Raw genomic sequence first — 24,945 nt, forward strand, 5'->3', positions numbered from 1 at the left:
CAGTTAATTGTTTAAAGTTGCACAATATTTCAGTATTGTTAAGAAAAACTAAAAACACAAATAACTTAAAACCAATTGAAAGAAATCAGAAAAGTTAAATTTGATATTAAACTGCAAAATCATATTTGGTTTTGGGGAGTCTATTTTACATTAAACTTTTTAAGATGGGGAGCTTACTTTAATGATTATCCGTACGCTTTCAAATCAAATTTGATTGAATTCTCATTGGTTATCCCTTTAGTATATTTGAATTTATTTGTTTTGGTTCCAAAATATGTTCTTAAACAAAAATACATTCAATATACTGCATGGCTTTTAGTAAGTCTTTTTGGAATCTATTTATTAAAAACCGCCCTTACCTATTATATCATTTCCGAAAATATTTGGCCTGAAGCAAACAGAGAATACCATCCGTTTGAAATTAATCACATTGTAGCAGTTTGTATTGGCGAATTGTATGTTCTTGCAATGGCATCTTCTGTTTATCTTACTTTAACCTGGCTAAGAGAAAGAGAAAGAAACAGATCTTTGCGGGAAAATCAATTTAAAATAAAATTAAAGTATCTTGAAAACCAGATTCAACCGCATTTTTTCTTTAATACTTTAAATAATTTATATGCACTTTCATTAGAATCTTCAAAAAAAGTTCCTGATGTAATTATCAAACTTTCGAACTTAATGGAATATGTTCTCTACGATGTAAAAGGAACTAAATTTGTTCCGTTAATAAAAGAGATCGATTATATTCAGAACTATATTGAAATCGAAAAACTTCGTTTTGAAAATGTTGAAGTAACTATAAATCTCGAATCGAACATCGAAGATGTTGTTGTACCACCGCTAATCTTTATCTCATTGGTAGAAAATGCTTTTAAACATGGTGGAGTAAACAACAAAAATTTGAAGATTAAAATCAATTGTAAAGTTATAGACAACAAAATCCTCGATTTTGAAATCTTAAATAATTTTGTAATTTCACAAAATCATAATCCGAAAAGAGGAATTGGTTTAGTAAACACAAAAAAGAGATTAAAACTCATTTACAGAAACAATTTTAGTCTTAAACACAAAACCAAACTAAATTTCTACATAATCAGATTACAAATACCTACTCAGAATGAAGATTAAATGCGTGTTAATTGATGATGAGCCTTTAGCGATCAAAGTCCTGCAAAATTATTTCACCAATTTTACAGATTTTGAAGTTATAGCAACATTCAATAACTCTTTAGAGGCGCTCGATTTTATTAACAGTACAGCTGTTGATGCCGTCTTTTTAGATATCAACATGCCTATGATGACAGGGTTTGAACTTATCAGCCTGATTGAAAGTAAAACCAAAGTTATCATTACAACTGCTTTTAGAGAATTCGCCGCCGAAAGTTATGATTTAGATGTTTTAGATTATTTAGTAAAACCTATTCCGCTTCCGAGATTTATTAAATGTATCAATAAAATTACTACCGAATACAATCTCAAAAACAATATTAAAGTTGAAACCACAAAAGGTGATTCTCATATTTTTATCAAAGTCGATAAAAAAATGATGAAAATTAATATTGAAGAAATTTTATTTGTTGAAGGAATGAAGGAATACATAAAAGTTGTCACACCGGATAAAACTTATATTACACATAAATCTCTTACATCCTTGTCTGAAGAATTGCCGGCAGATCGCTTTCTTAGAATCCATAAATCTTATGTAATTGCACTAAATAAGGTAAAATCTATCGAAGGAAACCGTGTTCAAATCCAATCTTATAACATTCCGATAGGCCGAAACTATAGCAAAGAGGTTAAAAATAAAATTTTAGAGTAAATATATTTATGAATTACATTTTCTAAACAGGTTAAAATTAACACTTTGTTGAAAAAAGAGTGTCGTTGGTATAAATTTAACATTATTTATACCTTTTTATTTTTTTTTGATAATCCTAACAAATATATTTACGGTCTTCAAAAAACAATAAAATAAAAAATTAACCTTATTATTATGAGTTCAGAAAATGTGCAAACCAAATGGGGGCAGTTTATCTCTTTGATAATCGTGTTCTTCTTTTGGGGTTTTGTTGGTTCTGCCAATGACATCCTGATTCCAGTATTCAAAAAAGTATTCACTTTATCTCAAGTACAATCACAATTAGTTGCGTGGGCATTTTATGCTGCATACTTCGTAGGATCTATTATTTTCTTTTTAGTATCCTTAAAAATGGACGTTTTACAAAAATTCGGATATAAAAAAACCCTTTCAGCTGGTTTACTCCTTTCAGCAGTAGGATCATTTTTATTCATTCCTGCCGCAACAATGGAAAGTTTCCCATTCTTCTTAACAGCTTTATTTACTGTAGGTTTAGGATTTTCAATACAACAAATTGTTGCTAATCCATTAGCTATTAAAATGGGAAGTCCTGCAACTGGAGCACACCGTTTAACATTGGCTGGAGGTATTAACTCTTTCGGAACAACAATTGGAGCTATTCTTTTAGGAATTGCTTTGTTTGGAATGGGAGATAATAAAAACACTACACTTTCATTAGAAGACATCAAATTACCTTTCATCATCCTTGGACTAGCATTTATTGTTGTAGCCGTTTTTATGAACTTCTCTAAAATCGAAGATCCTGAAAAAGAAGAAGTTGAAGTAGTTAAAACAGCACACGAAAAATTTAATATACTAGATTACCCACAACTTTATTTAGGAATGTTAGGAATCTTCATTTATGTTGGAACTGAGGTTACTATTATCAGTAATTTACCAGCTTTACTTCATACTGCAGAATTCGGAAACGTTTTAGAAGATGCCATTGCTCCATTCATTGCCCTTTATTGGGGAAGTTTAATGATTGGCCGTTGGAATGGTGGAGTTAACGTTTTCAACACTTCAAATCTTGTAAACACAGCATTGAAATTTATCGTTCCAGCTTTAGCATTCGGGGTTATTATTGGAGCAAATATCTTTGCTGCGCATGATGTTTCTTCATTCTATATTTACCCAATCTGGATCTTATTATTCATTGCAGTAAGTTTTGTAGGAGGTAAAAACGCAGGAAAAACTTTAATGCTTTTCGGAATCTCAGGATTACTAATGATGGTATTAGGATTAGTATGGCCAAACCCAGAAATAGCTAAATTCTTCTTTATTTCAGGAGGTTTATTCTTATCTATTATGTGGCCATCAATCTTCGATTTAGCCATTGCAGGTTTAGGAAAAAACACAGGAAAAGCATCTTCTTTCTTAATCATGATGATTCTTGGAGGTGGTGTAATTCCATTAATTCAAGGAAGTATTTGTGACTTTGATATTTCTCATCCAGGAGGAATCTTCGGAATCACTTGGACACATTTCTCTTATATCGTACCGCTTTTAGGTTTTGCTTACTTAGGATTTTACGGCTACTACTGCCCAAAAATATTAAAAAGACAAGGTATCAACCACGTTGAAGGTGGCGGCGGAGGACACTAAACTTTATAAAAATCCAAATTTTTTAAATTCCAAATTCCAATTTATAGTATAATTGGGATTTGGAATTTTTATTTTAACCAATAGTAATCGACATTAATAACCTCAGAGCCTTAGCGTCTTAGATCCTTAGTCCCTTAATTTCACTTTGCATTAATAATATCGCTAAGATTCTTTTTAAAAACAGCTTTATTTTCAGCCGTTAATGAATAAACAACATCTTTATCTGCATGAACTATTACTTTGTTGATATCTGCCTTTAAAAGAGCTTCAGGGTCTTTTATTTTTAATGTGCATGCACCGTCAAAAAAACCGTCATCTTCAATAATCTTTCTGGCTTCAATAACAGATCCATCACTCAGAACTGCTGAAATAGTCATTTCTTTATTTAGCGTTTTAGAATAAAAACCATCCATAACCAAAAGCAGCCTGTAACTATTCTTCATTTCGGGACCTTTAAACTCATGTCTCGTAATATTATAGCGAAGACCTTTAGCGAGGGTTTGAAATTTCACAGAAGAATCCAACTCGTAAGTTGCGACGTCGCCTGCATCATTTACAGAAGTAATAACTTTTGCCTGAGCATTTAGTAAAAAGCTAGCTGCAAAAAAAGACAACAATATCAATATAACTTTCATATTCAACTATTTAAGGTTTATATAAAAGTAAAAAAAATCGTCTCTTCTCGTTAGAAAAAAGACGATTTTAATTTTAAAAGTATCTGAGAATTATTTATTTCCCTTCTCGAAGTCAGCTACGAACTGCGCTAAACCGATATCAGTTAAAGGATGTTTCAACAATCCGTAAATTGCAGAAAGAGGTCCAGTCATAACATCAGCACCAATTTTTGCACAATTTACAATATGCATTGTATGACGTACAGAAGCTGCTAAAATTTGAGTCTCGTAACCGTAGTTATCATAAACTTCTCTAATTTCCTGAATTAAATTCAATCCATCTGTAGAAATATCATCTAAACGTCCAACAAACGGAGAAACATACGTAGCACCAGCCTTAGCAGCTAAAAGTGCTTGTCCTACAGAGAAAACAAGAGTAACGTTTGTTTTAATTCCTTTATCAGAAAAATATTTTGCCGCCATAACACCTTCTTTAGTCATAGGAAGTTTTACAACGATTTGGTCATGTAATTCAGCCAGCTCCTCACCTTCTTTAACCATTCCGTCATAATCAAGGGCATTAACTTCAGCACTTACATCACCTTCTACAAGATTGCAAATATCAACATAATGCTTTAAAATGTTGTTTTTTCCGGTAATACCTTCTTTTGCCATCAATGATGGGTTAGTTGTTACACCATCCCAAAACACCTAAAGCTTGTGCTTCTTTAATTTGAGCTAAATTAGCTGTGTCAATAAAAAATTTCATAATTTATATTATTTAAATTGTGTTGATTAACTAGGCGTGACCACATTTATAAAAGGCGCACTCAGCAGAACGATTACTAAGTACCTTTTTTTAATCTGGCTGGATTATCCACTCCGACTCTGCGGATCAGCTTCTATCCCTCACGCAAATTCAGCTGCAAAATTACGAAATCAATACCAATAACAATTTCAAAAACCAAATCAATTTGCAAATTTCATTAAAATTCACAAAATAAATTGCAAACAATAATTTTACTTAATTTTAAAAATCTGGCTTTAATGTTTCAAATTCGGCTAAACTTATCATTATAAACTCGCCGAAGAATTTTTTCTGTTTAATTCTTTCAATTCATCTCTAATTTCTTCAAGCACCTTTAGAGTATCTTCTTTATAAACTTCAGAATTATTAATCTTATCGCTTAAAGAACTTAAAATCCTGCGAATTACAAACCAAATAAACAGAAAAATTAAAACAGCAAAAATAGTAGGCAAAAACTCTGAAATCTTATCCATAGTATTACAATTTATAATGATTCATTAACATTTTTTCGTACATCTTATCTGGAAGAGCACGTTTTAAAACGATCGAAAACTTCTGCATAAAAGCACCAACTTTATAATGCACGTTTGGCTTTTTGGTCTGAATAATTTTGTAAACTGCCTCAGCCATTTCATTCGGATTACTTCCTGCGTCAACATGATCATTCATCGTTGCCAAAACCTCTCCGTAAACTTTTTCGTAAGCAGAATCTTTAATAACTGGCGCATGATAACGGCCAGCAGCAATATTTGTAGCAAAATCTCCAGGCGCAACATTGGTAATTTCAATTCCAAAAGATTTAACTTCCATTCTTAAAGCTTCAGTAATCAATTCTAAAGCCCCTTTTGATGCCGAATAAACACTTCTGTAAGGAAGTCCCATATAACCTGCAATAGAAGTAATATTTATAATAAGTCCAGAATTTTGTTTACGCATTTGCGGTAAAGCAGCTTTCATTACTTCAATTGGTCCAAAGAAATTAGTCTCAAAATTATTTCGGATTTCCTCAGTCGGAATTTCTTCTAAAGGCCCTGTAATTCCAACTCCAGCATTATTTATAACAATATCTAATCTTCCAGAAGTTTCAATAATTTTAGAAACTGCTTTCTGAATAGAATCAGAATTTCGTACATCTAAAGCCACCAAAGGGAAAACTGAATTTAAAACTTTCTCAGGATTTCTGCTGGTTCCATACACAACGAAACCTTTTTGATGTAAAAATTCACCAATAGATTTCCCAATCCCTGATGATCCTCCGGTAATTAAAACGACTTTATTCATTTTGAAAAGTTATGAGTTTTGAGTTATAAGTTATGAGTTGGTTCATTGAGGTAAACTTTCAACCTCTAACTAATAACTTTTAACTTTACGAAGTCCCAAAAATAAAAAAATCCTCCTGATAAGGAAGATTACAAATTAAATTTATTCTAAAAAAAATGGCAAGCGACCTACATCGCACCGCTCAACCACGTACCCTTGCTATGTTCCCATCCTGGGGGAGTCTGCAGGAGCTGGTCGTGTAGGACTTGCCAGTGCAAATATACAACCTTTTTATATTTTTGCAAGACCTTTGTTGCTATAAAAATATCATCGTATATTGGCTTATTCAAATTTTAAACTATGAAAAAATATAACTTCCTAACTTTCATTTTATTAGGAATCACATTAATTGGATGTGGAGACACAAAAAAAGGTGAAAATTCTTTGTTTACTATCGACGATTCTGCTTTTCCTGCTCATTTTACGCAAAAAGAATCGGTTTCAATAGGAATTTTAAACCCAAATTCGAAAGAAATTGACAGTATTGCTTACTTTGTAAATGATAAAAGAGTAGGAAGCACAAAAGGTGCTGAGAAATTTAAATTTGATTTAAAAGAACAAAAACTAGGTTATCAATACTTAAAAGCTACTGCCTATTTTGGCGGCGATTCTTCAGATGCTACTAAAAGAATTGAAGTGATTTCTGATATTGAACCAAAACTATTAAAATACAAAGTAGTAAATACTTTTCCCCATGATACTACAGCATTTACAGAAGGTTTAGAATTTCATGACGGAAGACTTTTTGAAAGTACAGGACAAAAAGAAGATTCCTATTTTAGAGAAGTTGATTATAAAACTGGAAAAGTAATCAAACAAGTGGATCTTCCTAAAGAATATTTTGGAGAAGGAATCACTTTTTTCAACGGTAAAATCTACCAACTATCATGGCAGGAAAAAACTGGTTTTATTTATGATGCCAATACTTTTAAGCTAGAAAAAACCTTTAAATACGATAAAGATATCGAAGGCTGGGGAATGACACATGACGATAAATATATATATCATTCTGACGGAACGGAGAAAATCTGGAAAATGGATCCTGCTACTCAAAAGTTGATTGACTATATCAATGTATATTCTGGAGCTGCAAAAATTAAAGCAATTAATGAATTAGAATTAATCAACGGAAAATTCTATGTAAATGTTTGGCAGAAAGATGCAATTGCTGTTGTAAATCCAACTTCTGGAGCTGTTGAAGGAATATTAAATCTTTCAGATCTGCGCAAATCTATTAAAGCTAAAAATGCAGAAGTCCTTAATGGAATTGCCTATAATCCTGCTACGAAAACTATTTTTGTTACTGGAAAATACTGGGACAAAATTTTTGAAATAACAGTTTCAGAATAATTTTGAAATAAAATTTCAAAATTTTAATTTCAAAATCTAAACATGAATTTCACAGATTTCACGGATTAGTTCGTGATAATTTGTGAAATTTGTGCTTTTATAGACTTATCTAAATATAACAAACTCATATTAATGGTTACTTTAATTACCAACATACAAGAATTACTACAGGTTCGCGAAACTCCAATTGCTAAAGTTTCTGGAGCAGAAATGGCAGAACTTCCTACTATAAAAAATGCTTTCTTAGTTGTAAAAAATAATTTAATCGCTGATTTCGGTTCAATGAAAGATCTTCCTGAAATTAAAGCTGATAAAATTATTGATGCTACGGGCAAAGTTGTTCTTCCTTCTTGGTGCGACAGTCACACGCATATTGTCTACGCAGGAAATCGCGAACAAGAATTTGTGGACCGTATTAACGGACTTTCGTATGAAGAAATAGCAAATCGCGGAGGCGGTATTTTAAATTCGGCTAAAAAACTCAACGAAACTTCTGAGGAAGAAATCTACGAGCAGTCAAAACTTCGTCTGGAAGAAGTTATGCATTTAGGAACTGGTGCTGTTGAAATAAAATCTGGATATGGGCTAACTATTGAAGGAGAATTGAAAATGCTTCGTGTTATTAAAAAACTGGCTGAAAATTATCCAATTTCTATTAAAGCTACATTTTTAGGAGCGCATGCTTTTCCAACGCATTATAAAGAAAATAAAGCTGGATATATTGAAGAAATCATCACTAAAATGATTCCAGAAATTGCTCAAAATAAATTAGCCGAATATGTAGATGTATTTTGTGAAAGCGGTTACTTTTCTGTGGAAGAAACCGAAAAAATTATGCAGGCAGGAATTCAATTTGGTCTAAAACCAAAAATTCACGTCAATCAATTTAATTCTATTGGCGGCATTCAGGCTGGTATTAAATTTAAAGCACTTTCTGTTGATCATCTTGAAGTTATGACATCAGAAGATATTGAAGCTTTAAAAGATAGCGAGACAATGCCTGTAGCCTTACCGTCTTGCTCTTACTTTTTAAGCATTCCGTACACTCCCGCACGTGAAATGATTAAAGCAGGCTTACCTTTGGCTTTAGCAACAGATTTCAATCCTGGTTCTACTCCATCTGGAAACATGAATTTTGTTGTTGCAACGGCTTGTATCAAGATGAAAATGACACCAGAAGAAGCAATTAATGCTGCAACAATAAACGGTGCTTATGCCATGGGACTTTCAGAAACGCATGGAAGTATTACAAAAGGCAAAAAAGCCAATCTGATTCTAACAAAACCCATTTCTTCTTATTACCAAATTCCTTATGCCTTTGGAAGCAATCTTATAGAATCTGTTTTTGTTGAAGGAAAAATTCTAGAATAAACAATTATTCTTTTTACAAAATAAATCATTCCAAACATAACCCGTAGTTTCAACTACGGGAAACTTACAGTTCTCCGAACAGTGACAAAAGCATTCAAATTTACCCATAAAAAAAGGCCTGTGAAAATCACAGACCTTTAATATCTAAGTGGTATTATATCCCTTTGGCAGAAATTATCTTAAACTGAAACTAGTTTTAGAAACTAATTCGTCATTATCAAAAATATTGATAAAGTAAGTTCCTTTAGCAAAATCTTTTCCTGGAAGATCTTCGCTCACGTTTACAGTTTTATTTTCATATTTCACAGTAGTTTTAAAACTGTAAGTCAATGAATTGTCACCGAAATTTTCAGTTTTCTTTTCACCTAAAACATTGTTCTTAGCATCGATAACTTGTACATAATACGTTTTATCTCCAGATTTTGCGATTTGATTTTCAGCAATAGTAAAACTAACTTTTAAAACATCAGCACGACTTGCTTTGTCTGTTTCAATTTGTTTACCAGAGCTTTTCAATTTATAAGCTGAAGTTTTTGTATTTAGTACTGATAACTTCGCACCTTTTTCTACTGTTTTAGCCAATTCTTCGTTTTGACCAACTAATACTTCGTTATATTTCTTAGATTCTCCTAGAACTACAATAGTACTATCTCTTTGAGTAGTTAAAACACCATTTTGTTTTTTCAACTCATCATTTTCAGCAACTAAAGTTTTCATTTTACTCTGCATTGCCTGAACTTGAGATCTGTATTTAGAAACATCTCCTTTAGACTTGTTTAAATCATCCATTAAAGCAACTACTTTATCTCTCTCTTGGATTAATTCGTCAGACATAGAAGTGTTTTCAGCAATTGCAGCATCATAAGTCGCTTTCAGCTCTTGCAAATCTTTCATAACAGATTCTTTCTCTGTCAAAGTTGTTGTAAGTTCTGTTTTAACTACATCTGTATCAGATGATAATTTAAAAATATACACTAAGCTACCAATCAGTAGGACTGCTAAAACTGCGATTATCGCCTTTAGACTTGAATTGTTGTTCTTTGGGTTTTCCATATTTAAATAATTTTCTTTAATAACAAATTTAAGAATTAATATAAGGTAATAACGTAAGTTTCTACAATTATATTATTTTTGGAAAATAAATTTTTTTCATGGAAAAATTAATCCCTTTCACTATAAATGATTTAGCAAAAGTCACGAATCATCGAAGTGGTGAAATAAAGTTCGGAGAAAAAATGATTGTCATTCCATCTGGAGTTGATAAAATCAATTTTTTAAAAGAAAGTGAAGCTAAATATGTTCTTCTTGGAATTCCTGAAGATATAGGCGTACGTGCCAATTACGGAAGACCTGGAGCTGCTTCTGCATGGCAGAGCGCGATAAAAAGTATTGCCAACATTCAGCATAATCGGTTTTGTAAAGGAAGCAACATTATTGTTTTAGGACAGATTAATGTTGCTGACGAAATGCGTGAAGTCGAAAATCTTGATTTTAATGATATCGATGATCGTTCAAAATTAAGTCAGCTGGTTGAAAAAATTGATAAAGAAGTATCTCATATTATTTTTACCATAATTAAAGCTGGAAAAACGCCTATTATCATAGGTGGGGGCCACAATAATGCTTACGGAAATATTAAAGGAGCGGCTTTAGCCAAAGGAAAACCTATAAACGCAATAAATTTTGATGCACATTCTGATTTTAGAATTCTTGAAGGACGTCACAGCGGCAACGGATTTTCATACGCTTACGAAGAAGGGTTTTTAAAAAAATATTTCATTTTTGGACTTCACGAAAATTATACTTCAAAAAGTGTTTTAGATATAATTAAAAAACTAGAAGACCGAGTTCGATATAATACTTATGACAGTGTAAACATTAGAAAAGAAAAAGATTTCAATCGAGAAATGATTGCCGCTTTAGATTTTGTTAAAAATGATGCTTTCGGAATTGAAATTGATCTTGATGCAATTCCTAACATTGCAAGCAGTGCCATGACAATTAGCGGTTTTTCTGTTGAAGAATTGAGACAGTTTGTTTCTTTTTTCGCCGAACATAAAAACGCTGCTTATCTGCATGTCTGCGAAGGAGCACCAGATTTAGACAATTCGCCTAATAATAATTTAATTGGTAAATTAATTGGATATTTAGTAACCGATTTTATCAAAGCAAACATCGAAAAAGATTAATTAATCGACCAAATAAAATTCTAACGCGAAGCTGTTTTGCCAAATAAAAGCTAATTCAAACAAACGATTAACCGAATAAAACTATCTTTGCACGGCATTTTAGTACTTAAAACTAAAATACTTAATACCTAAGATATGTTATTCGAAGATTTATCACTTTCAAAAAGTATACAAAAAGCCGTATTTGAAGAAGGCTATTTAAATCCGACACCAATTCAGGAAAAATCTATTCCGATAGTTTTAGCAGGTCGTGATTTAATTGGCTGCGCGCAGACAGGGACAGGAAAAACGGCAGCATTTGCTATTCCAATCATACATCAATTACATAGAATTGTCGGTTCATCAAAAAAAGCGAAACAAATTCGTGCTCTTGTAGTTACGCCTACACGTGAACTAGCGGTACAAATTGGCCAGAGTTTTGACACTTATGCTAAATATACTAATTTAACACAGCTGACAATTTTTGGAGGTGTATCTCAAAACCCTCAAGTTGAGGCTTTAAAAAATGGAATCGATATTTTAGTTGCGACTCCAGGACGTTTGCTTGACCTTCATAAACAGGGTTTTCTAGATTTAGACCATCTGCACACTTTAGTGCTCGATGAAGCAGATCAAATGCTGGATATGGGTTTTATTAATGATGTCAAAAAAATCGTAAAACTTACACCAAAGAACAGACAAACTTTACTTTTCTCTGCTACAATGCCAATTGCAATTCGCGAACTGGCAGAAATGTTTTTGCAGGATCCAGAAAAAGTAGAAGTATCTCCTGTTTCATCAACAGCCGAAAATGTAGAACAACGCATTTATTTTGTAGATAAAACTGAAAAAAGAAACTTGTTGTATAGTTTAATTAAGGAAGAAAATTTATCAAATGTGCTTGTTTTTTCAAGAACAAAACATGGTGCTGACAATGTTGTTAAAGCGCTTCGTAAAAAAGATATTCCAGCAGAAGCCATTCACGGAGACAAATCTCAGAATGCAAGACAAAGAGTTTTAGACGCTTTTAAGAATAAAGAAGTTGGTGTTTTGGTTGCTACAGATATTGCGGCTAGAGGAATTGACATTGAGCAACTGCCGTATGTGATTAATTTTGATTTACCGAATATCCCAGAAACTTATGTTCACCGTATCGGTCGTACAGGTCGTGCAGGAAATGGCGGAATTGCAATTTCTTTCTGCGGAAAAGATGAACTTCCATATTGGAAAGATATTCAGAAATTAATTAAAGTTGATGTAAAAACAATCGCAGATCACCCTTATCAATGGCAGTCTGGAAGTCCTGAAGCTGGAGAAAAACCTAAAAATTCTTCTAATAGAAGCGGTGGAGCTCATAAATCAAGAAAATCAAATACTTCTAAGAAAAACAAAAAACGCTGGTACTAAACAGCGTTTTTTTCTTTTATAAGGTAATTGATTATCTTAAATAATTTGACTGGTTCAAAAGGCTTAATTATAATATCATTCATTCCAGACGAAAGGGCTTCATCGGTAATTTCATCTTTGTCAAAAGCCGTTAAAGCAACAATTGGAGTTTCTATTCCTGCCAGACGAATTCTTTTTGTCGTTTCAAAACCATTCATCAAAGGCATATTGATATCCATTAAAATTAAATCAAAGACTTCGTTTTCAAGAATTTTAAGCGCTGCATAACCATCATCAACCACTTTACAGATATAATTATTTTTCTCAATAATCTTTTTGGTTACCAATTGATTAATTAAGTTATCTTCTACGACTAAAATTTTATAAACTTCATTTGAGGTTAAATCAACTTCGATTTCATCGATAATGCTTTTCGTTTTAGCCAAATCATGTTCAAAACCAATTTCAAACGAAAATGAAGTACCTTTTCCTAGATCACTATCCAAAGTAATAGTACTTCCAAAGAGTCCAAGAAGTCTTTTTACAATACTAAGTCCTAATCCAGTTCCTTGATAATCTTCATCCTTTCTCCCAACTTGAACAAATTTTTCAAAAATCTTACTTTGGTCCACAAGGGCAATTCCTACGCCATTATCCTTAATTAAGAAATGCAGGTAATTCAGTTTTCCTTGTACCCTGCTTAGTTTTACAATTATTTCGACTTGCCCGTCTTTAGTAAACTTTAGTGCATTACTCACTAAATTCATTAAAATTTGAGCCAGTCTTAATTTATCTCCAATTAAATATTCTGGAATTTCAGGATCTATGTCTATTGAAATTCTATTGTTGTTTTTTTGGGAAAGAAAAGAAAGTGAGTTTTTTATAACTGTGATTTCATCTGAAATATTAAATGTCAAATTTTCAAGTACTACTTTATTTTCTTCAATTTTATTAATCTGCAGAATATCATTTACCAAAGACAGTAAATATCTGGCAGAAAATTTAAGCGAACTTAGATGCTGGCTTCTAGAAATTTCTTTATGTTCTTCTAATAACATATTGGTAATTCCAACCACACCATACAGCGGAGTGCGTAATTCGTGGCTTATAGTCGAAATAAATTGTGTTTTGAGCAAAGATGCCTCCTCTGCAATTTCTTTCGCTTTTAGAAGCTCTAAATTATGTTTTTTCTTAAATCGAATATTCTTAACTAAAGTGATGAGTAAAAACAGAAGTATAAAAGAAATCAAGATAAAAAGAATAACGATGATCCTTGATTTTTTAAGACTTTGAGACTGCTCTACTTTTTCACTTTCAATTTTATCAATCTGTCTTTTATATTCATCTAACTCAAGCCCCATTCCCGCAATCGAAGCTTTTTTTAGTTTCTTTTCATTATATAGTACTTCCGAAATTTTATTGTGATTCACTAAAGCTTCATAAGCCTCTTTGTGCCTTTTAATTTTATTTAAAAACTTTGAATATTCTAAATAAACATTCGATAAATCTGTTTTTTCTTCACATGTTTTTCCTGCTTCAATAGCACTTAAAAAATAAGTATTAGCCGCATTATTATCGTTTTTGTAACTTAAATAAATCGCATTAAGCATATCTACGATAACTTCTGTAGATCCGTCGCTATATTTGTTTTTTGTGCTGTTAATGTATTTTAAAAAAAGATATCCCTGATCGTAATTTTTAATATCAAAGTATGCCCAGGTAATATTTACATTTGTAAAGTAAACTTCTTTTAAATCATTAATTTTCAAACCATAAGCTACAGATTTTTTATAATAACTAATACCTTTGTCAAATTGTTTCTTTTCGAAACAATACATGTTCCCTAGATTATTATAGAGGTTGCATTTTAGAGAGTCGTTATTTGTTTTATTGGCATAATACAAGCTTTTTTTATAGAAGAAAATCGCTTTATCAAAGTCTGATAATTCATTATAGTTAGCCGCAATAATATTATAGGAACGAGAAATGAGGCAATAGTCTTTTAGTAATGTCGCAGAATTTAATGCCGCTCTAGAAATTTTTAGTGATTGCTCAAAATTAGATTCCCGAAAATTTAAAAGTGCTTTTTTAACCAGCTTATCGATCTTAGGATCTTTATTACAATTAGATTGAGAAATTGCCGAATTGGCGAAGCAATTCAGACCAAAGAATAGAAGTAAAAATATCCGTATTTGGGGCATTAATCGGCTAGTTTTATCAAATATACACTTTAAAATAAAAAAAAGCTGTATTTCATAAAAAAATACAGCTTTTGACTTGTTATTTAGGACACTAAGGCCAAAAAATAATATTCTTAGTGTTAAAATCTTATTCGTTTATTGTTATTCTTTACCTTCTTCCCACTGTCCTACAACAGAAGTTGCCAGTGCATTTCCAAGTACATTTGTTGCACTTCTAAACATATCACAAAAATGATCAATAGGCAGAATCAATGCAATACCTTCAATTGGAATATCAAACATGCCGCAAGTTGCCGCAACAACAACTAAACTTGCTCTTGGAACACCTGCAATACCTTTACTGGTTAGCATTAATACTAAAAGCATCGCCATTTGAGTTCCCAAATCTAAATGTACATTGTAAAACTGCGCAATAAAAATACTGGCAAAAGTCATATACATCATGCTTCCATCAAGATTAAACGAATAACCAAGCGGCAGCATAAAAGAAACAATCTTATCTTTTACTCCAAAACCTTCTAATTCTTCTGTTAATTTAGGAAATACAGCCTCACTGCTCGTTGTTCCAAAAGCAATCGCTAATGGCCCAGTGATACGTCTTAATAATTCTGTCATTCTTCCCTTTAAGAAAATATAACCAACAGCTATTAAAAGAACCCACAAAGTACTAATACCGATTAAGAATGATCCGAAAAATTTAAAATAAGTAATTACCAATTCTTCAGCATCTCTAATAGCAAAAACAGCTGCAATAGCACCAAAAACTCCAATTGGAGCAAAGTTCATTACATAGTTTACCATTTTTAAAACAATGTGAGACAACTTATCAAAGGCTCCAATAATAGGTTTTACCTTTTCTCCTAAAGATGCTGCAGCTAATCCGAAGAAAATAGAAAAAACTACAATCTGCAGGATTTCATTTGTTGCCATTGCTTCAACAATACTTTTTGGCACAATATGCTCAACAAAATTTTCGAAAGATAAATTTTGTGTTTTACCAGTTACCTCAGTAGCAGCTGCCATATCTACGTGCTCTAGTTTTAGACCAACACCCGGCTGTAGAATATTTACGTAAAACAATCCAATTAATAAAGAAATAAATGAAGCTGTAAAAAACCATCCTATAGCTTTTCCTCCAATTCTCCCAACAGTTTTAATATCTCCTAATTTTGCAATTCCCACTACCAAAGTCGTGAAAACCAAAGGGGAAATAATCATTTGCACCAAACGAATAAAAATAGTTGCCAGCATTTTTATCTTAGTACTAAAAGATTGTGCTGCTTCAGGCGAAATTGAATTGTGTAATATGATTCCCAAAATAGCTCCAAGAATCATCGCAATTATAATTTGCCCTGTTAATCCTGAAAGAAATGATTTTTTTTTAGTTTCTGTAACTTGCATTAATTTACTTTTTAATTATTAAAATATAAGACCCTCACTGTCTTACCTTTTATTAATATGTTTTGTTGATTAAATAAAAATCAGCCAAAACAATTGCCGCCATCGCTTCTACGATTGGCACTGCGCGAGGCACTACACACGGATCATGACGTCCTTTTCCTGTCATTGGTGTAATGTTACCTTTATTATCTAATGAGTCCTGAGTCTGCATAATAGTTGCAACAGGTTTAAAAGCTACTCTAAAATAAATATCCATTCCGTTGCTGATTCCTCCTTGAATTCCGCCAGAAAGATTGGTTTTAGTAGATCCGTCAGGATTGTACAAATCATTGTGCTCGCTTCCTTTCATTTCAGAACCAGGGAAACCGCTTCCGTATTCAAAACCTTTTACTGCATTTATAGAAAGCATTGCTTTTCCTAATTCTGCATGAAGTTTATCAAAAACCGGTTCTCCTAAACCAACTGGAACATTTTGGATTACACAAGTTACAACACCTCCAACGGTATCTCCTTGTTTACGAATATCACGAATATATTCCTCCATTATCGCTGCAGATTTTTGATCTGGACAACGAACAGGATTACTTTCTATTTTTGAAAAATCTAATTCTTGATAAGGCGTTTCTAAATGAATTGGCCCAACAGAAGAAACGTAAGCATTAAACTTAATCTCTGGAAGCATTTGTTTTGCAATTGCCCCAGCTACTACCCTGCTTGCAGTTTCTCTAGCCGAACTTCGTCCGCCGCCGCGATAGTCACGAAAACCATATTTCTGATCGTAAACATAATCAGCGTGGCTTGGTCTGTAATTATCTTTTATATGTGAATAATCATCTGACTTTTGATTGGTATTTGGAATAATAAATCCAATTGGGGTTCCTGTAGTTTTTCCTTCGAAAATCCCAGATAAGAACTGAACTGCATCTGGTTCCTTACGCTGTGTAACAATTGCCGACTGCCCTGGTTTTCTTCGAGCCATATCCAATTCAATTGCTTCAAAATCAAGTTGTATTCCTGGAGGGCATCCGTCAATAATGCCGCCTAAAGCTTCACCATGAGATTCTCCAAATGTTGTAACTTTATATAGGGTGCCGTAGCTGTTTCCTGCCATTGTATTTTGTTTTGAGCAAATGTAAGTTTTATGAATTAAATTAAAAAATTTAAAACTGGTATTATTAACTAAACATTAAACCGATTAAAAATCACAATTTGGTAAAATTATCCGCTTTTTCATAACCTTTTGATAAAATAAAACCATTCAAAATTTCTTTCATTTGTAAAACTTCAAATCAAGAAAAATTGAAAAAAAGAAATGTCGAATTGGTCGTTCTTTCTGATGTCCATTTAGGAACTTACGGAAGTCATGCAAAAGAACTAAACAACTATCTTTCAAGCATTAAACCCAAAACTTTAGTATTAAACGGCGACATTATTGATGCTTGGCAGTTTCGTAAATCGTACTTCCCGAAAGCGCATTTAAGAGTAATTCAGCGTATAATCGGAATGGCTTCTAAAGGAACAAAAGTGTATTATATTACTGGAAATCATGATGAAATACTTCGAAAATTCAGTGATATGAATATGGGTAATTTTGCTTTGGTCGACAAATTAGTTTTAGAATTAGACGATAAAAAAGCATGGATTTTTCACGGAGATGTGTTTGATGCCTCTGTGCAGCATTCAAAATGGATTGCAAAACTAGGCGGATTAGGTTATGATTATTTAATTCTAATAAACCGATTTGTAAATTGGTGTCTATCAAAGCTCGGTCGAGAACCTTACTCTTTTTCTAAAAAAATAAAAGCAAGCGTAAAAAAAGCAGTTAAATTTATTTCTGATTTTGAAACTACTGCAACCGATTTAGCAATCGAAAAAAATTACGATTACGTAATCTGCGGTCATATCCATGAACCAAAAATTATGACTAAGGAAAACAAACATGGCTCTACTTTATACCTTAATTCTGGCGATTGGGTGGAAAACCTAACAGCTCTTGAATACCATAAAAAACGCTGGAAATTGTTCTCTTACAAAGCAGCTAATTTTGTTGAAGAAGAAAATCTTTTTGAAATGGAAGATATTTTAACTTCCCAATTAATATCTTCAATCATATTAAAATAACCTCACCAAAACCTATTTTTTAACAATTTTAAGAATCTTAATTTCGAAAATGTGAATTATATAACAATTTTCAAAAATATTATACGTTCTGTATCTAACTGTAATTATACATTTGAAAAAAATTAATTAACCATTTTTATGAAAAAGATCATTTTATCAGCCCTTATGCTTTTAGGATTAGCATTTACGGCTCAATCACAAGAAATTTCAAAACATGCGTTAGGGTTACGTTTAGGTGACAATAACGGTTTCGGAGGAGAAGTATCATACCAATTAGGATTGAACCAAAAAAACAGACTAGAATTTGATTTAGGCTGGAGAAACAGCAGAGATGTTGATGCTATCAAAGGAGTTGCCCTTTACCAATGGGTTTGGAACATCGACGGAGGATTTAACTGGTACGCTGGTGTCGGTGGTGGAGTTGCTGCTTGGGATTATGACTATTACAATAATAATTTCAGATATAATGACAGCGGAACTTATGTTTTCGCAGCAGGAGATATTGGTATCGAATATAGATTTAGTGAAGTGCCAATTACATTATCATTAGATGCTAGACCTGAAATTGGTTCAGGATACTATGATGATGACAATTTTGGATTTGACGTTGGTTTAGGTGTTAAATTCAGATTCTAAAATAAAAAATTAAAAAATAATTGTAAAAAGAAACCTGTCGTTTAAAGCGACAGGTTTTTTTTTATTGATTAAAGTTTTTGTCAGGGTAAGCGAACTAGAAGCCCTTTCTACATCTTAAACCTTCGACTTCACTCAGGATAACACTTAACTTAAAATAACAAAATCAAAGAATAAGTACTAAAGTTTAAGTACCAAACTCTAGTACTAATCACTAAGAACTATGAACCAAGAACTAAAAAACTAATTACTTAATAATAATCTCTTTCTTAGAATGAATTTTCACCACAGTGTAAGGATACGAAATCACCTGCATTGTCATTGCATCTTGCGCCGGGCTGTTTTCTTTTACAGTAATAATGATATTCTTATCTGTTTCTTCGACCTTTTCAACGTCTATAGAATAACCGCTTGTGTTTTTCTCCCCCATATTCAAAATCACATAATTATAATCATGAACATTTGGATCCTTCATTTTATCAGCCAAAAGCGGATCGTTTTCAAGCATCTTAATCTCATTTGGTTCGGTCAAGATCTCAAAAAACTTAATATTACCGCCGCCGTCAGACTGCTTTGTCAAGACTTCATACAAAGCATTTGAATTTTCAACTTTCTTAACACCGCACGAAACCAAAACAAAAATTGCTAAAACAGAAATTACTTTTTTCATTTATCTTTTTTAAAATTAATGCTTTTCATATTTATAATCATCAACAGCTTTTTGGTACAAAGCCTCATACTTAGGCAGAATGTTTTTAATATCAAATTTTCTTGCCACTTCCAGCGCATTTGCCTTAAACTGACTCAATACCGCATCATCTCTTAAAATTTTAAGAGCATTTTCGGCCATTTCTTCAACATTTCCAACGTTGCTTAAATATCCAGAAAAACCATCAAAATTTACCTCAGGCAAACCTCCAGAATTACTAGAGATTACTGGTACGCCGCAAGCCATTGCTTCCAAAGCAGCCAAACCAAAGCTTTCTGTTTCTGAAGGAAGCAGAAATAAGTCTGTCATGCACAAAATTTTATCAATTTCGTGGCTGTTTCCAAAGAAAATAACTTTGTCTAAAATTCCCAGTTCCTGACATAAAATCTCTGCTTTTTCCTTCTCAGGTCCGTCACCCACCATCATTAACTTAGCTGGAATTTCTTTTTGGATACTATAAAATATCTTAATAATATCCGGAATACGTTTTACCTTTCTAAAGTTACTGATATGCGTAATAATTCTCTCGTTTTCATTTGCCATAACATAACGATGACATGGCGCAGTTGGATCTTTTTTAACCTTATCCAACTCAATAAAATTCGGAATTACTTTAATTTTATTCTTAATCTTAAATAATTTCAAAGTATCATCTTTCAAACTCTGCGAAACCGAAGTCACATAATCCGATTTATTAATGCTAAAAGTTACTGCAGGTTTATAAAAAGGATGATTTCCAACCAAAGTAATATCTGTTCCGTGAAGCGTAGTAATCATAGGAAGATTAATTCCTTCATTTTTAAGCATTTGTTTTGCCATATAACCCGCATACGCGTGAGGGATAGCATAATGCACGTGAAGAAGTTCAATTTTGTATAACTTCACCATGTCAACCAATTTACTTGACAAGGCTAATTCGTACGGCTGATAATGAAACAATGGATATTCCGGAACATTTACTTCGTGATAATGGACATTCGGATTTAAAAGTGCCAGTCTTACCGGCTGACTGTATGTGATAAAATGTATTTCGTGTCCTCTTCTGGCTAATTCGAGACCTAACTCTGTGGCTACTACACCACTACCTCCAAAAGTAGGATAACAAACAATTGCTATTTTCATGGATTAAATTTAATTCTACGAAATTACTCAAAAATAGCGTTCAATTAAGCTTTTAAATTGTTAGATTTTTGACAAAATTAGATTAATTCTAGTTAATAAATATTTTTAGCAGCACCACAATATCTGCAAAAAAGACCTGTAGTCCCGCTGTCCGTTAAATCTTTTCCTTGCTAAAGAAGCAAGAAAAAGGATATCACTTCCATCGGGGCTAGAATAGACGTTTTGGTTTTCATAAGAAGTGCAGTATGACAATCTTTGTCAAAGTTCAAAACCTTGACAATGGTTAATCCGTAAGTTTTAGCAAAAATTGAAACCTTAAACTTGAAACAATTTAAACTAATGAAATAAAAAAAAGGCACAAAACCAAAGTTTCATGCCATTTCAAATCTTATAAAATTTCTTTTTAGAAAAATCTGCTATGCCAGCTGTCGGCAGCAGGAACTTCCCAAGATTCGTTGAACTCTTCGATATTGTTAACCAGATTATTAAAAACAATCGTATTCTCAGAAACCGATTTATCTTTTACCATCTTCTTAAAGTCGATCAATGGTTTATGTGCAATATGTTCTCCCAGTTTAAAAGTAACGTTCATTTTATCTAACAAATCAACATTATATTTTTTCTCCAAACTTTGGATAAATTCTACCGAACTATCGATAGAACAACCCGTCGCAGCCTGCACATCTTGATTAACAGCCAATATGATAAATCGATTGTATTTTAGTAAAAAAGAAGCTTCTAGACTTGTTCCGTGTGCGGCCCATTGTTCTACAAAAGCTTTTAAGTCTGTTTCGATTTCAGAAAACTCTTCCTCAGAAAATTTTCTGTTCGATTGATAAATCCAAACTCTAGATTCACCAGGTAAATTTTCAAAAGGTATATACATTTTTAATTTTAGATTTTAGATTGTTGATTTTAGATCTGTTTCAAGATTCAAGATTCAAGTTTAAGGTTTCATGTTCAGTTAAAAACTTAGCATCTTAGCACCTTAGAATCTTAGACCCTTTTTTTACAAATCCTGCGCATTAGCAATTAACTCCGCAACGTCCATTACTTTTACCTCTCCCTCTTTATGTGCATGTTTAATTCCGTCTGTTAACATCGTATTACAGAACGGACATCCTGCTGCAATAATATCAGGCTGTACTTCTAACGCATCTTCTGTACGAAGAACGTTTACTTCTTTATTTCCTGGCTCGGCATCTTTAAACATTTGTGCTCCACCGGCGCCACAGCATAATCCGTTTGATTTTGAACGTTTCATTTCAACTAATTCAACATCCAATTTCTGAATTAAATCTCTTGGTGCTTCGTAAACTTTATTTGCTCTTCCTAAATAACAAGGATCATGGAAAGTGATTTTTTTTCCTTTAAATTGTCCGCCTTCAACAGTTAATCTTCCATCATCAATTAATGATTTTAAGAATTCTGTATGATGAATTACCTCGTAAGTACCTCCTAATTCTGGGTATTCATTTTTTAAAGTATTAAAACAATGCGGGCAAGCAGTAACAATTTTTTTTGCTTCGTAGGCGTTCAAAACCTCAATATTCATCATGGCCTGCATTTGAAACAAAAATTCGTTTCCAGCTCTTTTTGCAGGATCACCAGTACAGCTTTCTTCTGTACCCAAAACCGCAAAAGAAACATTGGTACGATTTAAAATTCGTACAAACGCTTTAGTAATTTTTTTTGCTCTATCATCAAAACTTCCTGCACAACCCACCCAAAACAAAACTTCTGGCTGTTTTCCTTCGGCAAGCATCTCTGCCATTGTTGGCACTACTAAACTTTCTGACATCTTATTTTGTTGTTAAATCGGTTAATCGTTTATTTGGTTAATCGTACTCTTTACTATAACCTACTAAAAACCTCAAATATTTTAAAATTGATAAACAGTTAAAACAATTAACCGTTTAAACAATACATTCTAATTCTCGTTTTTCCAATTTAATCGGTCTTGCTGACTGTACTGCCAAGGTGCACCGTTATTTTCTATATTGGTCATCATGGCATTCAGCGACATTGGCGCAGCACTCTGCTCCATAACCAAATAACGACGCATATCCATAATAATAGACAATGGGCTTATGTTTACTGGACATTCTTCCACACATGCGTTACAAGATGTACAAGCCCATAATTCTTCTGGAGTAATATAATCATTTAAAAGTGTCTTGTTATCTGGAACAAAAACACCTTTGTTAGCATCTATATTTTTACCAACTTCAGTTAAACGATCTCTTGTATCCATCATAATTTTACGAGGAGACAATTTTTTACCTGTTTGATTTGCAGGGCAAGAAGAAGTACAACGTCCGCATTCTGTACAAGTATAAGCGTTTAACAACTGAACCCAGTTTAAATCCTGAACATCACTTGCTCCAAATTTAGCCGGAGCAGCATTCTCATCAGCAGGCGGTGCAGCAGCAAACGGATCTGCATTTGGATCCATCATTAATTTAACCTCTTTTGTAACCGATTCTAAATTATCAAACTGACCTTCTGGTTTCAAGTTTGCAAAATAGGTATTTGGAAAAGCTAAAAGAATGTGTAAATGCTTTGAGAAGTATAAATAGTTCATAAAAACTAAAATACCAGCAATATGCAGCCACCAGAAAACTTCGAATAAAAGACCTACCAATTCATTAGACGAACCATTAAAAATTGGTGCAATAAACTGACTTATTGGATAACTTCCTGCTTTATGAAAATGTGAATAACCGCCTGGAACATTTTGTAAATGCAAATCGGCAGCATTCATTAATAAAAACAAAATCATTAAAACAGTCTCAAAATACAAAATATAATTGGCATCGCTTTTTGGAAATCCAGTTAAATCTGAATGTATAAAACGTTTCAATCTGATAAAATTTCTTCTGATCCAGAAAACTGTGACAGCAAAAATTACCAATATTGCCAATATTTCGAATGAAGCAATTAAAACATCATAAACAACACCCAAATATGGTGCAAAAATTCTATGTGTCCCAAAAAGTCCATCTATAATGATTTCTAATAATTCGATATTAATTATTATGAAACCAACATATACAAAGATATGAAGTATTCCTGCTACAGGGCGTCTCACCATTTTTGACTGCCCAAGAGCAATCAATGCCATGTTTTTCCAACGAGCTTTAGGATTATCTTTTCGATCTATATCAACTCCCAAATTAATATTTCGGATGATTTTTTTTACGCTCGCTGCAAAAAAACCGAAACCTACTATAAGAAGTATCGCGAATAAAATATTATCTAAATAACTCATTTATAATTATTTTTTATCAGTTGAGTTTGTTTCTTCTGCTGGTGCTACGTATGGTTTATTTTTCTTTCCGAAAAGAGAAACATTTACATAACGAGTTGGATAAAGACGTACATCTTGCAACAACAATTCAAGCTCTTTTGAAGTTTTAGCCAAATTGTTGTAAAGAGCGTCGTCATTCAATAATTTACCAGCTGTGCCTTTACCAGAATTTAAGTTATTCATTAAACCATCAACTTTTGCCAAAGCCTGATTAAGATTACGTACTGTTTTTCCTAAATCTGCTTTGTTTAAAGAATCTGATATTTTGTTAAAGTTACCTGACATTTTATTCAAGTTTGTCACAACGCTGCTAATTTGGCCTTTATTGGTATCCAAAATATTGTTAAGGCTTCCAGAAGCTCTATGAAACTGCTCCATAGTCTGGCTTAACTCAGCAATTGTTTTCTTTAGGTTTTCTTGTGTAGTTTTATCTAAAGTATTGTTTAAACCTGTAACTAGAACATCGATATTAACCAGCATTTTATCTAGTTTTTGCTGAATTGGTTCAATTTTTCCGCCTAAAGATTCCGTCAATCCAAGCTCTACAGTAGAAGTTAGTTTCTGCCCATCTTCTGCTAATTCTTTATCAGCAAAATTTGGAACAATCTTAATTTGTTTACCTCCAATTAAACTTGGAGAATAAATTGCAGCTACGCTTGATTTCGAAACTGGAAAATCAGTTTTAAGCTGAAGCTCAACTAATAATTTACCTGTTACTTCATCAATAGTAATTTTATTTACTTTACCAACAGCAAGTCCGTTAAGTGTTACTGGAGCTGATGGTGATAGATCTTCAACGTTATCATATTCAGCATATAATACTTTATAATTTGTAAAAAGATCTCTGCCTTTTAAAAAACTATAACCCCAAATAAATAATAAAATCGATGCGATGACTAATATAGCCGTTTTAATTTCTCTTGTTAGTTTCAAAATTCTAAGTGTTTATACAAAATTAATATAAATAT

Annotated in this window: 22 protein-coding genes, 1 other RNA gene and 1 pseudogene; 9 read left to right on the plus strand and 15 right to left on the minus strand. The window is 32.6% G+C overall.

Features of this window, described 5'->3' with window-relative positions:
* Positions 1-75 precede the first annotated feature (75 nt).
* The 3 genes from QE431_RS14835 (at position 76) to QE431_RS14845 (ending at position 3,463) form a co-directional block, all read left to right on the plus strand.
* Positions 76-1,128 (plus strand): sensor histidine kinase, encoded by a 1,053-nt coding sequence (locus QE431_RS14835; protein ID WP_057116472.1) that lies wholly within the window; start codon positions 76-78, stop codon positions 1,126-1,128.
* Positions 1,118-1,819 (plus strand): LytTR family DNA-binding domain-containing protein, encoded by a 702-nt coding sequence (locus QE431_RS14840; RefSeq protein ID WP_057116473.1) that lies wholly within the window; start codon positions 1,118-1,120, stop codon positions 1,817-1,819. Before QE431_RS14835 ends, QE431_RS14840 begins: the two co-directional genes overlap by 11 nt.
* Positions 1,820-1,993: 174 nt before the next feature.
* On the plus strand, positions 1,994-3,463 hold the full coding sequence (locus QE431_RS14845) for an MFS transporter (RefSeq protein WP_057116474.1): 1,470 nt from the start codon (positions 1,994-1,996) through the stop codon (positions 3,461-3,463).
* Positions 3,464-3,603: 140 nt separating this feature from the next.
* Here the strand turns inward: QE431_RS14845 and QE431_RS14850 are convergent, their stop codons facing one another.
* The 5 genes and pseudogenes from QE431_RS14850 to ffs all read right to left on the minus strand — a co-directional run bounded on the left by QE431_RS14850 (position 3,604) and on the right by ffs (position 6,417).
* Positions 3,604-4,098, minus strand: coding sequence for a hypothetical protein (locus tag QE431_RS14850; RefSeq protein WP_307297277.1), 495 nt, complete (start codon positions 4,096-4,098; stop codon positions 3,604-3,606).
* Positions 4,099-4,188: 90 nt separating this feature from the next.
* Positions 4,189-4,846, minus strand: a pseudogene (fsa, locus tag QE431_RS14855) (fructose-6-phosphate aldolase).
* Positions 4,847-5,151: 305 nt separating this feature from the next.
* Positions 5,152-5,358, minus strand: coding sequence for a hypothetical protein (locus QE431_RS14860; RefSeq protein WP_057116477.1), 207 nt, complete (start codon positions 5,356-5,358; stop codon positions 5,152-5,154).
* A 4-nt stretch (positions 5,359-5,362) separates the two neighbouring features.
* Entirely contained in the window at positions 5,363-6,166 is an 804-nt protein-coding gene (locus tag QE431_RS14865) for an SDR family oxidoreductase (RefSeq protein ID WP_057116478.1), read from the minus strand.
* Positions 6,167-6,319: 153 nt separating this feature from the next.
* An RNA gene (gene ffs / locus QE431_RS14870) (signal recognition particle sRNA small type) lies at positions 6,320-6,417 on the minus strand.
* Between the two features lie 88 nt (positions 6,418-6,505).
* Here ffs and QE431_RS14875 point away from each other — a divergent pair.
* On the plus strand, positions 6,506-7,555 hold the full coding sequence (locus QE431_RS14875; protein WP_307297280.1) for a glutaminyl-peptide cyclotransferase: 1,050 nt from the start codon (positions 6,506-6,508) through the stop codon (positions 7,553-7,555).
* A gap of 132 nt (positions 7,556-7,687) precedes the next feature.
* Positions 7,688-8,926 (plus strand): imidazolonepropionase, encoded by a 1,239-nt coding sequence (gene hutI, locus QE431_RS14880; RefSeq protein WP_307297282.1) that lies wholly within the window; start codon positions 7,688-7,690, stop codon positions 8,924-8,926.
* 174 nt (positions 8,927-9,100) lie between these two features.
* Here the strand turns inward: hutI and QE431_RS14885 are convergent, their stop codons facing one another.
* On the minus strand, positions 9,101-9,979 hold the full coding sequence (locus QE431_RS14885; RefSeq protein ID WP_057116481.1) for a hypothetical protein: 879 nt from the start codon (positions 9,977-9,979) through the stop codon (positions 9,101-9,103).
* 98 nt (positions 9,980-10,077) lie between these two features.
* Here QE431_RS14885 and QE431_RS14890 point away from each other — a divergent pair, with 98 nt between their 5' ends.
* Together QE431_RS14890 and QE431_RS14895 are read left to right on the plus strand one after the other, a co-directional pair.
* Complete coding sequence (locus tag QE431_RS14890; protein WP_057116482.1) at positions 10,078-11,115, plus strand: formimidoylglutamase; 1,038 nt, start codon at positions 10,078-10,080, stop codon at positions 11,113-11,115.
* A 135-nt stretch (positions 11,116-11,250) separates the two neighbouring features.
* A complete protein-coding gene (locus QE431_RS14895) occupies positions 11,251-12,501 on the plus strand; it encodes a DEAD/DEAH box helicase (protein WP_057116483.1) in 1,251 nt (416 codons plus the stop codon).
* Here the strand turns inward: QE431_RS14895 and QE431_RS14900 are convergent.
* From QE431_RS14900 to aroC, 3 genes are all read right to left on the minus strand, one after another.
* Complete coding sequence (locus QE431_RS14900; protein ID WP_307297288.1) at positions 12,498-14,681, minus strand: response regulator; 2,184 nt, start codon at positions 14,679-14,681, stop codon at positions 12,498-12,500. The two genes, QE431_RS14895 and QE431_RS14900, sit on opposite strands and share 4 nt — an antisense overlap.
* Before the next feature lie 141 nt (positions 14,682-14,822).
* Positions 14,823-16,082, minus strand: coding sequence for a dicarboxylate/amino acid:cation symporter (locus QE431_RS14905; protein ID WP_134140134.1), 1,260 nt, complete (start codon positions 16,080-16,082; stop codon positions 14,823-14,825).
* 52 nt (positions 16,083-16,134) lie between these two features.
* Positions 16,135-17,193, minus strand: coding sequence for a chorismate synthase (gene aroC, locus QE431_RS14910; protein WP_307297292.1), 1,059 nt, complete (start codon positions 17,191-17,193; stop codon positions 16,135-16,137).
* Positions 17,194-17,381: 188 nt separating this feature from the next.
* Between aroC and QE431_RS14915 the strand changes: the two genes are divergently transcribed.
* Both QE431_RS14915 and QE431_RS14920 read left to right on the plus strand, forming a co-directional pair.
* Positions 17,382-18,203: a UDP-2,3-diacylglucosamine diphosphatase gene (locus tag QE431_RS14915; protein WP_057116487.1), complete on the plus strand. Its 822-nt coding sequence runs from the start codon at positions 17,382-17,384 to the stop codon at positions 18,201-18,203.
* A 138-nt stretch (positions 18,204-18,341) separates the two neighbouring features.
* On the plus strand, positions 18,342-18,839 hold the full coding sequence (locus QE431_RS14920) for a hypothetical protein (protein ID WP_057116488.1): 498 nt from the start codon (positions 18,342-18,344) through the stop codon (positions 18,837-18,839).
* Positions 18,840-19,083: 244 nt separating this feature from the next.
* On the opposite strand, the gene QE431_RS14925 is transcribed toward QE431_RS14920, so the two are convergent.
* From QE431_RS14925 to QE431_RS14950, 6 genes are all read right to left on the minus strand, one after another.
* Positions 19,084-19,506, minus strand: coding sequence for a protease complex subunit PrcB family protein (locus tag QE431_RS14925; protein ID WP_057116489.1), 423 nt, complete (start codon positions 19,504-19,506; stop codon positions 19,084-19,086).
* Between the two features lie 15 nt (positions 19,507-19,521).
* On the minus strand, positions 19,522-20,667 hold the full coding sequence (gene bshA, locus QE431_RS14930; RefSeq protein ID WP_057116490.1) for an N-acetyl-alpha-D-glucosaminyl L-malate synthase BshA: 1,146 nt from the start codon (positions 20,665-20,667) through the stop codon (positions 19,522-19,524).
* Positions 20,668-21,070: 403 nt separating this feature from the next.
* On the minus strand, positions 21,071-21,553 hold the full coding sequence (locus tag QE431_RS14935; RefSeq protein ID WP_057116491.1) for a hypothetical protein: 483 nt from the start codon (positions 21,551-21,553) through the stop codon (positions 21,071-21,073).
* Positions 21,554-21,676: 123 nt separating this feature from the next.
* A complete protein-coding gene (locus QE431_RS14940; protein ID WP_307297300.1) occupies positions 21,677-22,468 on the minus strand; it encodes a (Fe-S)-binding protein in 792 nt (263 codons plus the stop codon).
* A 129-nt stretch (positions 22,469-22,597) separates the two neighbouring features.
* Positions 22,598-23,938: a (Fe-S)-binding protein gene (locus QE431_RS14945; protein ID WP_134140132.1), complete on the minus strand. Its 1,341-nt coding sequence runs from the start codon at positions 23,936-23,938 to the stop codon at positions 22,598-22,600.
* Positions 23,939-23,944: 6 nt separating this feature from the next.
* Positions 23,945-24,910 carry an MlaD family protein gene (locus tag QE431_RS14950; RefSeq protein WP_057116494.1) on the minus strand — a complete coding sequence of 322 codons (966 nt, stop codon included), beginning with the start codon at positions 24,908-24,910 and terminating at the stop codon, positions 23,945-23,947.
* Between the last annotated feature and the right edge of the window lie 35 nt (positions 24,911-24,945).

It is taken from the genome of Flavobacterium sp. SORGH_AS_0622 (assembly GCF_030818825.1).
In the GTDB taxonomy this organism is placed as follows: Bacteria; Bacteroidota; Bacteroidia; order Flavobacteriales; family Flavobacteriaceae; genus Flavobacterium.

Coding starts and splice junctions, on each gene's coding strand:
- QE431_RS14840 (WP_057116473.1), top strand. CDS start 1,118: ATGAAGATTAAATGCGTGTTAATTGATGATGAGCCTTTAGCGATCAAA.
- QE431_RS14845 (WP_057116474.1), top strand. CDS start 1,994: ATGAGTTCAGAAAATGTGCAAACCAAATGGGGGCAGTTTATCTCTTTG.
- QE431_RS14850 (WP_307297277.1), bottom strand. CDS start 4,098: ATGAAAGTTATATTGATATTGTTGTCTTTTTTTGCAGCTAGCTTTTTA.
- QE431_RS14860 (WP_057116477.1), bottom strand. CDS start 5,358: ATGGATAAGATTTCAGAGTTTTTGCCTACTATTTTTGCTGTTTTAATT.
- QE431_RS14865 (WP_057116478.1), bottom strand. CDS start 6,166: ATGAATAAAGTCGTTTTAATTACCGGAGGATCATCAGGGATTGGGAAA.
- QE431_RS14875 (WP_307297280.1), top strand. CDS start 6,506: ATGAAAAAATATAACTTCCTAACTTTCATTTTATTAGGAATCACATTA.
- hutI (WP_307297282.1), top strand. CDS start 7,688: ATGGTTACTTTAATTACCAACATACAAGAATTACTACAGGTTCGCGAA.
- QE431_RS14885 (WP_057116481.1), bottom strand. CDS start 9,979: ATGGAAAACCCAAAGAACAACAATTCAAGTCTAAAGGCGATAATCGCA.
- QE431_RS14890 (WP_057116482.1), top strand. CDS start 10,078: ATGGAAAAATTAATCCCTTTCACTATAAATGATTTAGCAAAAGTCACG.
- QE431_RS14895 (WP_057116483.1), top strand. CDS start 11,251: ATGTTATTCGAAGATTTATCACTTTCAAAAAGTATACAAAAAGCCGTA.
- QE431_RS14900 (WP_307297288.1), bottom strand. CDS start 14,681: ATGCCCCAAATACGGATATTTTTACTTCTATTCTTTGGTCTGAATTGC.
- QE431_RS14905 (WP_134140134.1), bottom strand. CDS start 16,082: ATGCAAGTTACAGAAACTAAAAAAAAATCATTTCTTTCAGGATTAACA.
- aroC (WP_307297292.1), bottom strand. CDS start 17,193: ATGGCAGGAAACAGCTACGGCACCCTATATAAAGTTACAACATTTGGA.
- QE431_RS14920 (WP_057116488.1), top strand. CDS start 18,342: ATGAAAAAGATCATTTTATCAGCCCTTATGCTTTTAGGATTAGCATTT.
- QE431_RS14925 (WP_057116489.1), bottom strand. CDS start 19,506: ATGAAAAAAGTAATTTCTGTTTTAGCAATTTTTGTTTTGGTTTCGTGC.
- bshA (WP_057116490.1), bottom strand. CDS start 20,667: ATGAAAATAGCAATTGTTTGTTATCCTACTTTTGGAGGTAGTGGTGTA.
- QE431_RS14935 (WP_057116491.1), bottom strand. CDS start 21,553: ATGTATATACCTTTTGAAAATTTACCTGGTGAATCTAGAGTTTGGATT.
- QE431_RS14940 (WP_307297300.1), bottom strand. CDS start 22,468: ATGTCAGAAAGTTTAGTAGTGCCAACAATGGCAGAGATGCTTGCCGAA.
- QE431_RS14945 (WP_134140132.1), bottom strand. CDS start 23,938: ATGAGTTATTTAGATAATATTTTATTCGCGATACTTCTTATAGTAGGT.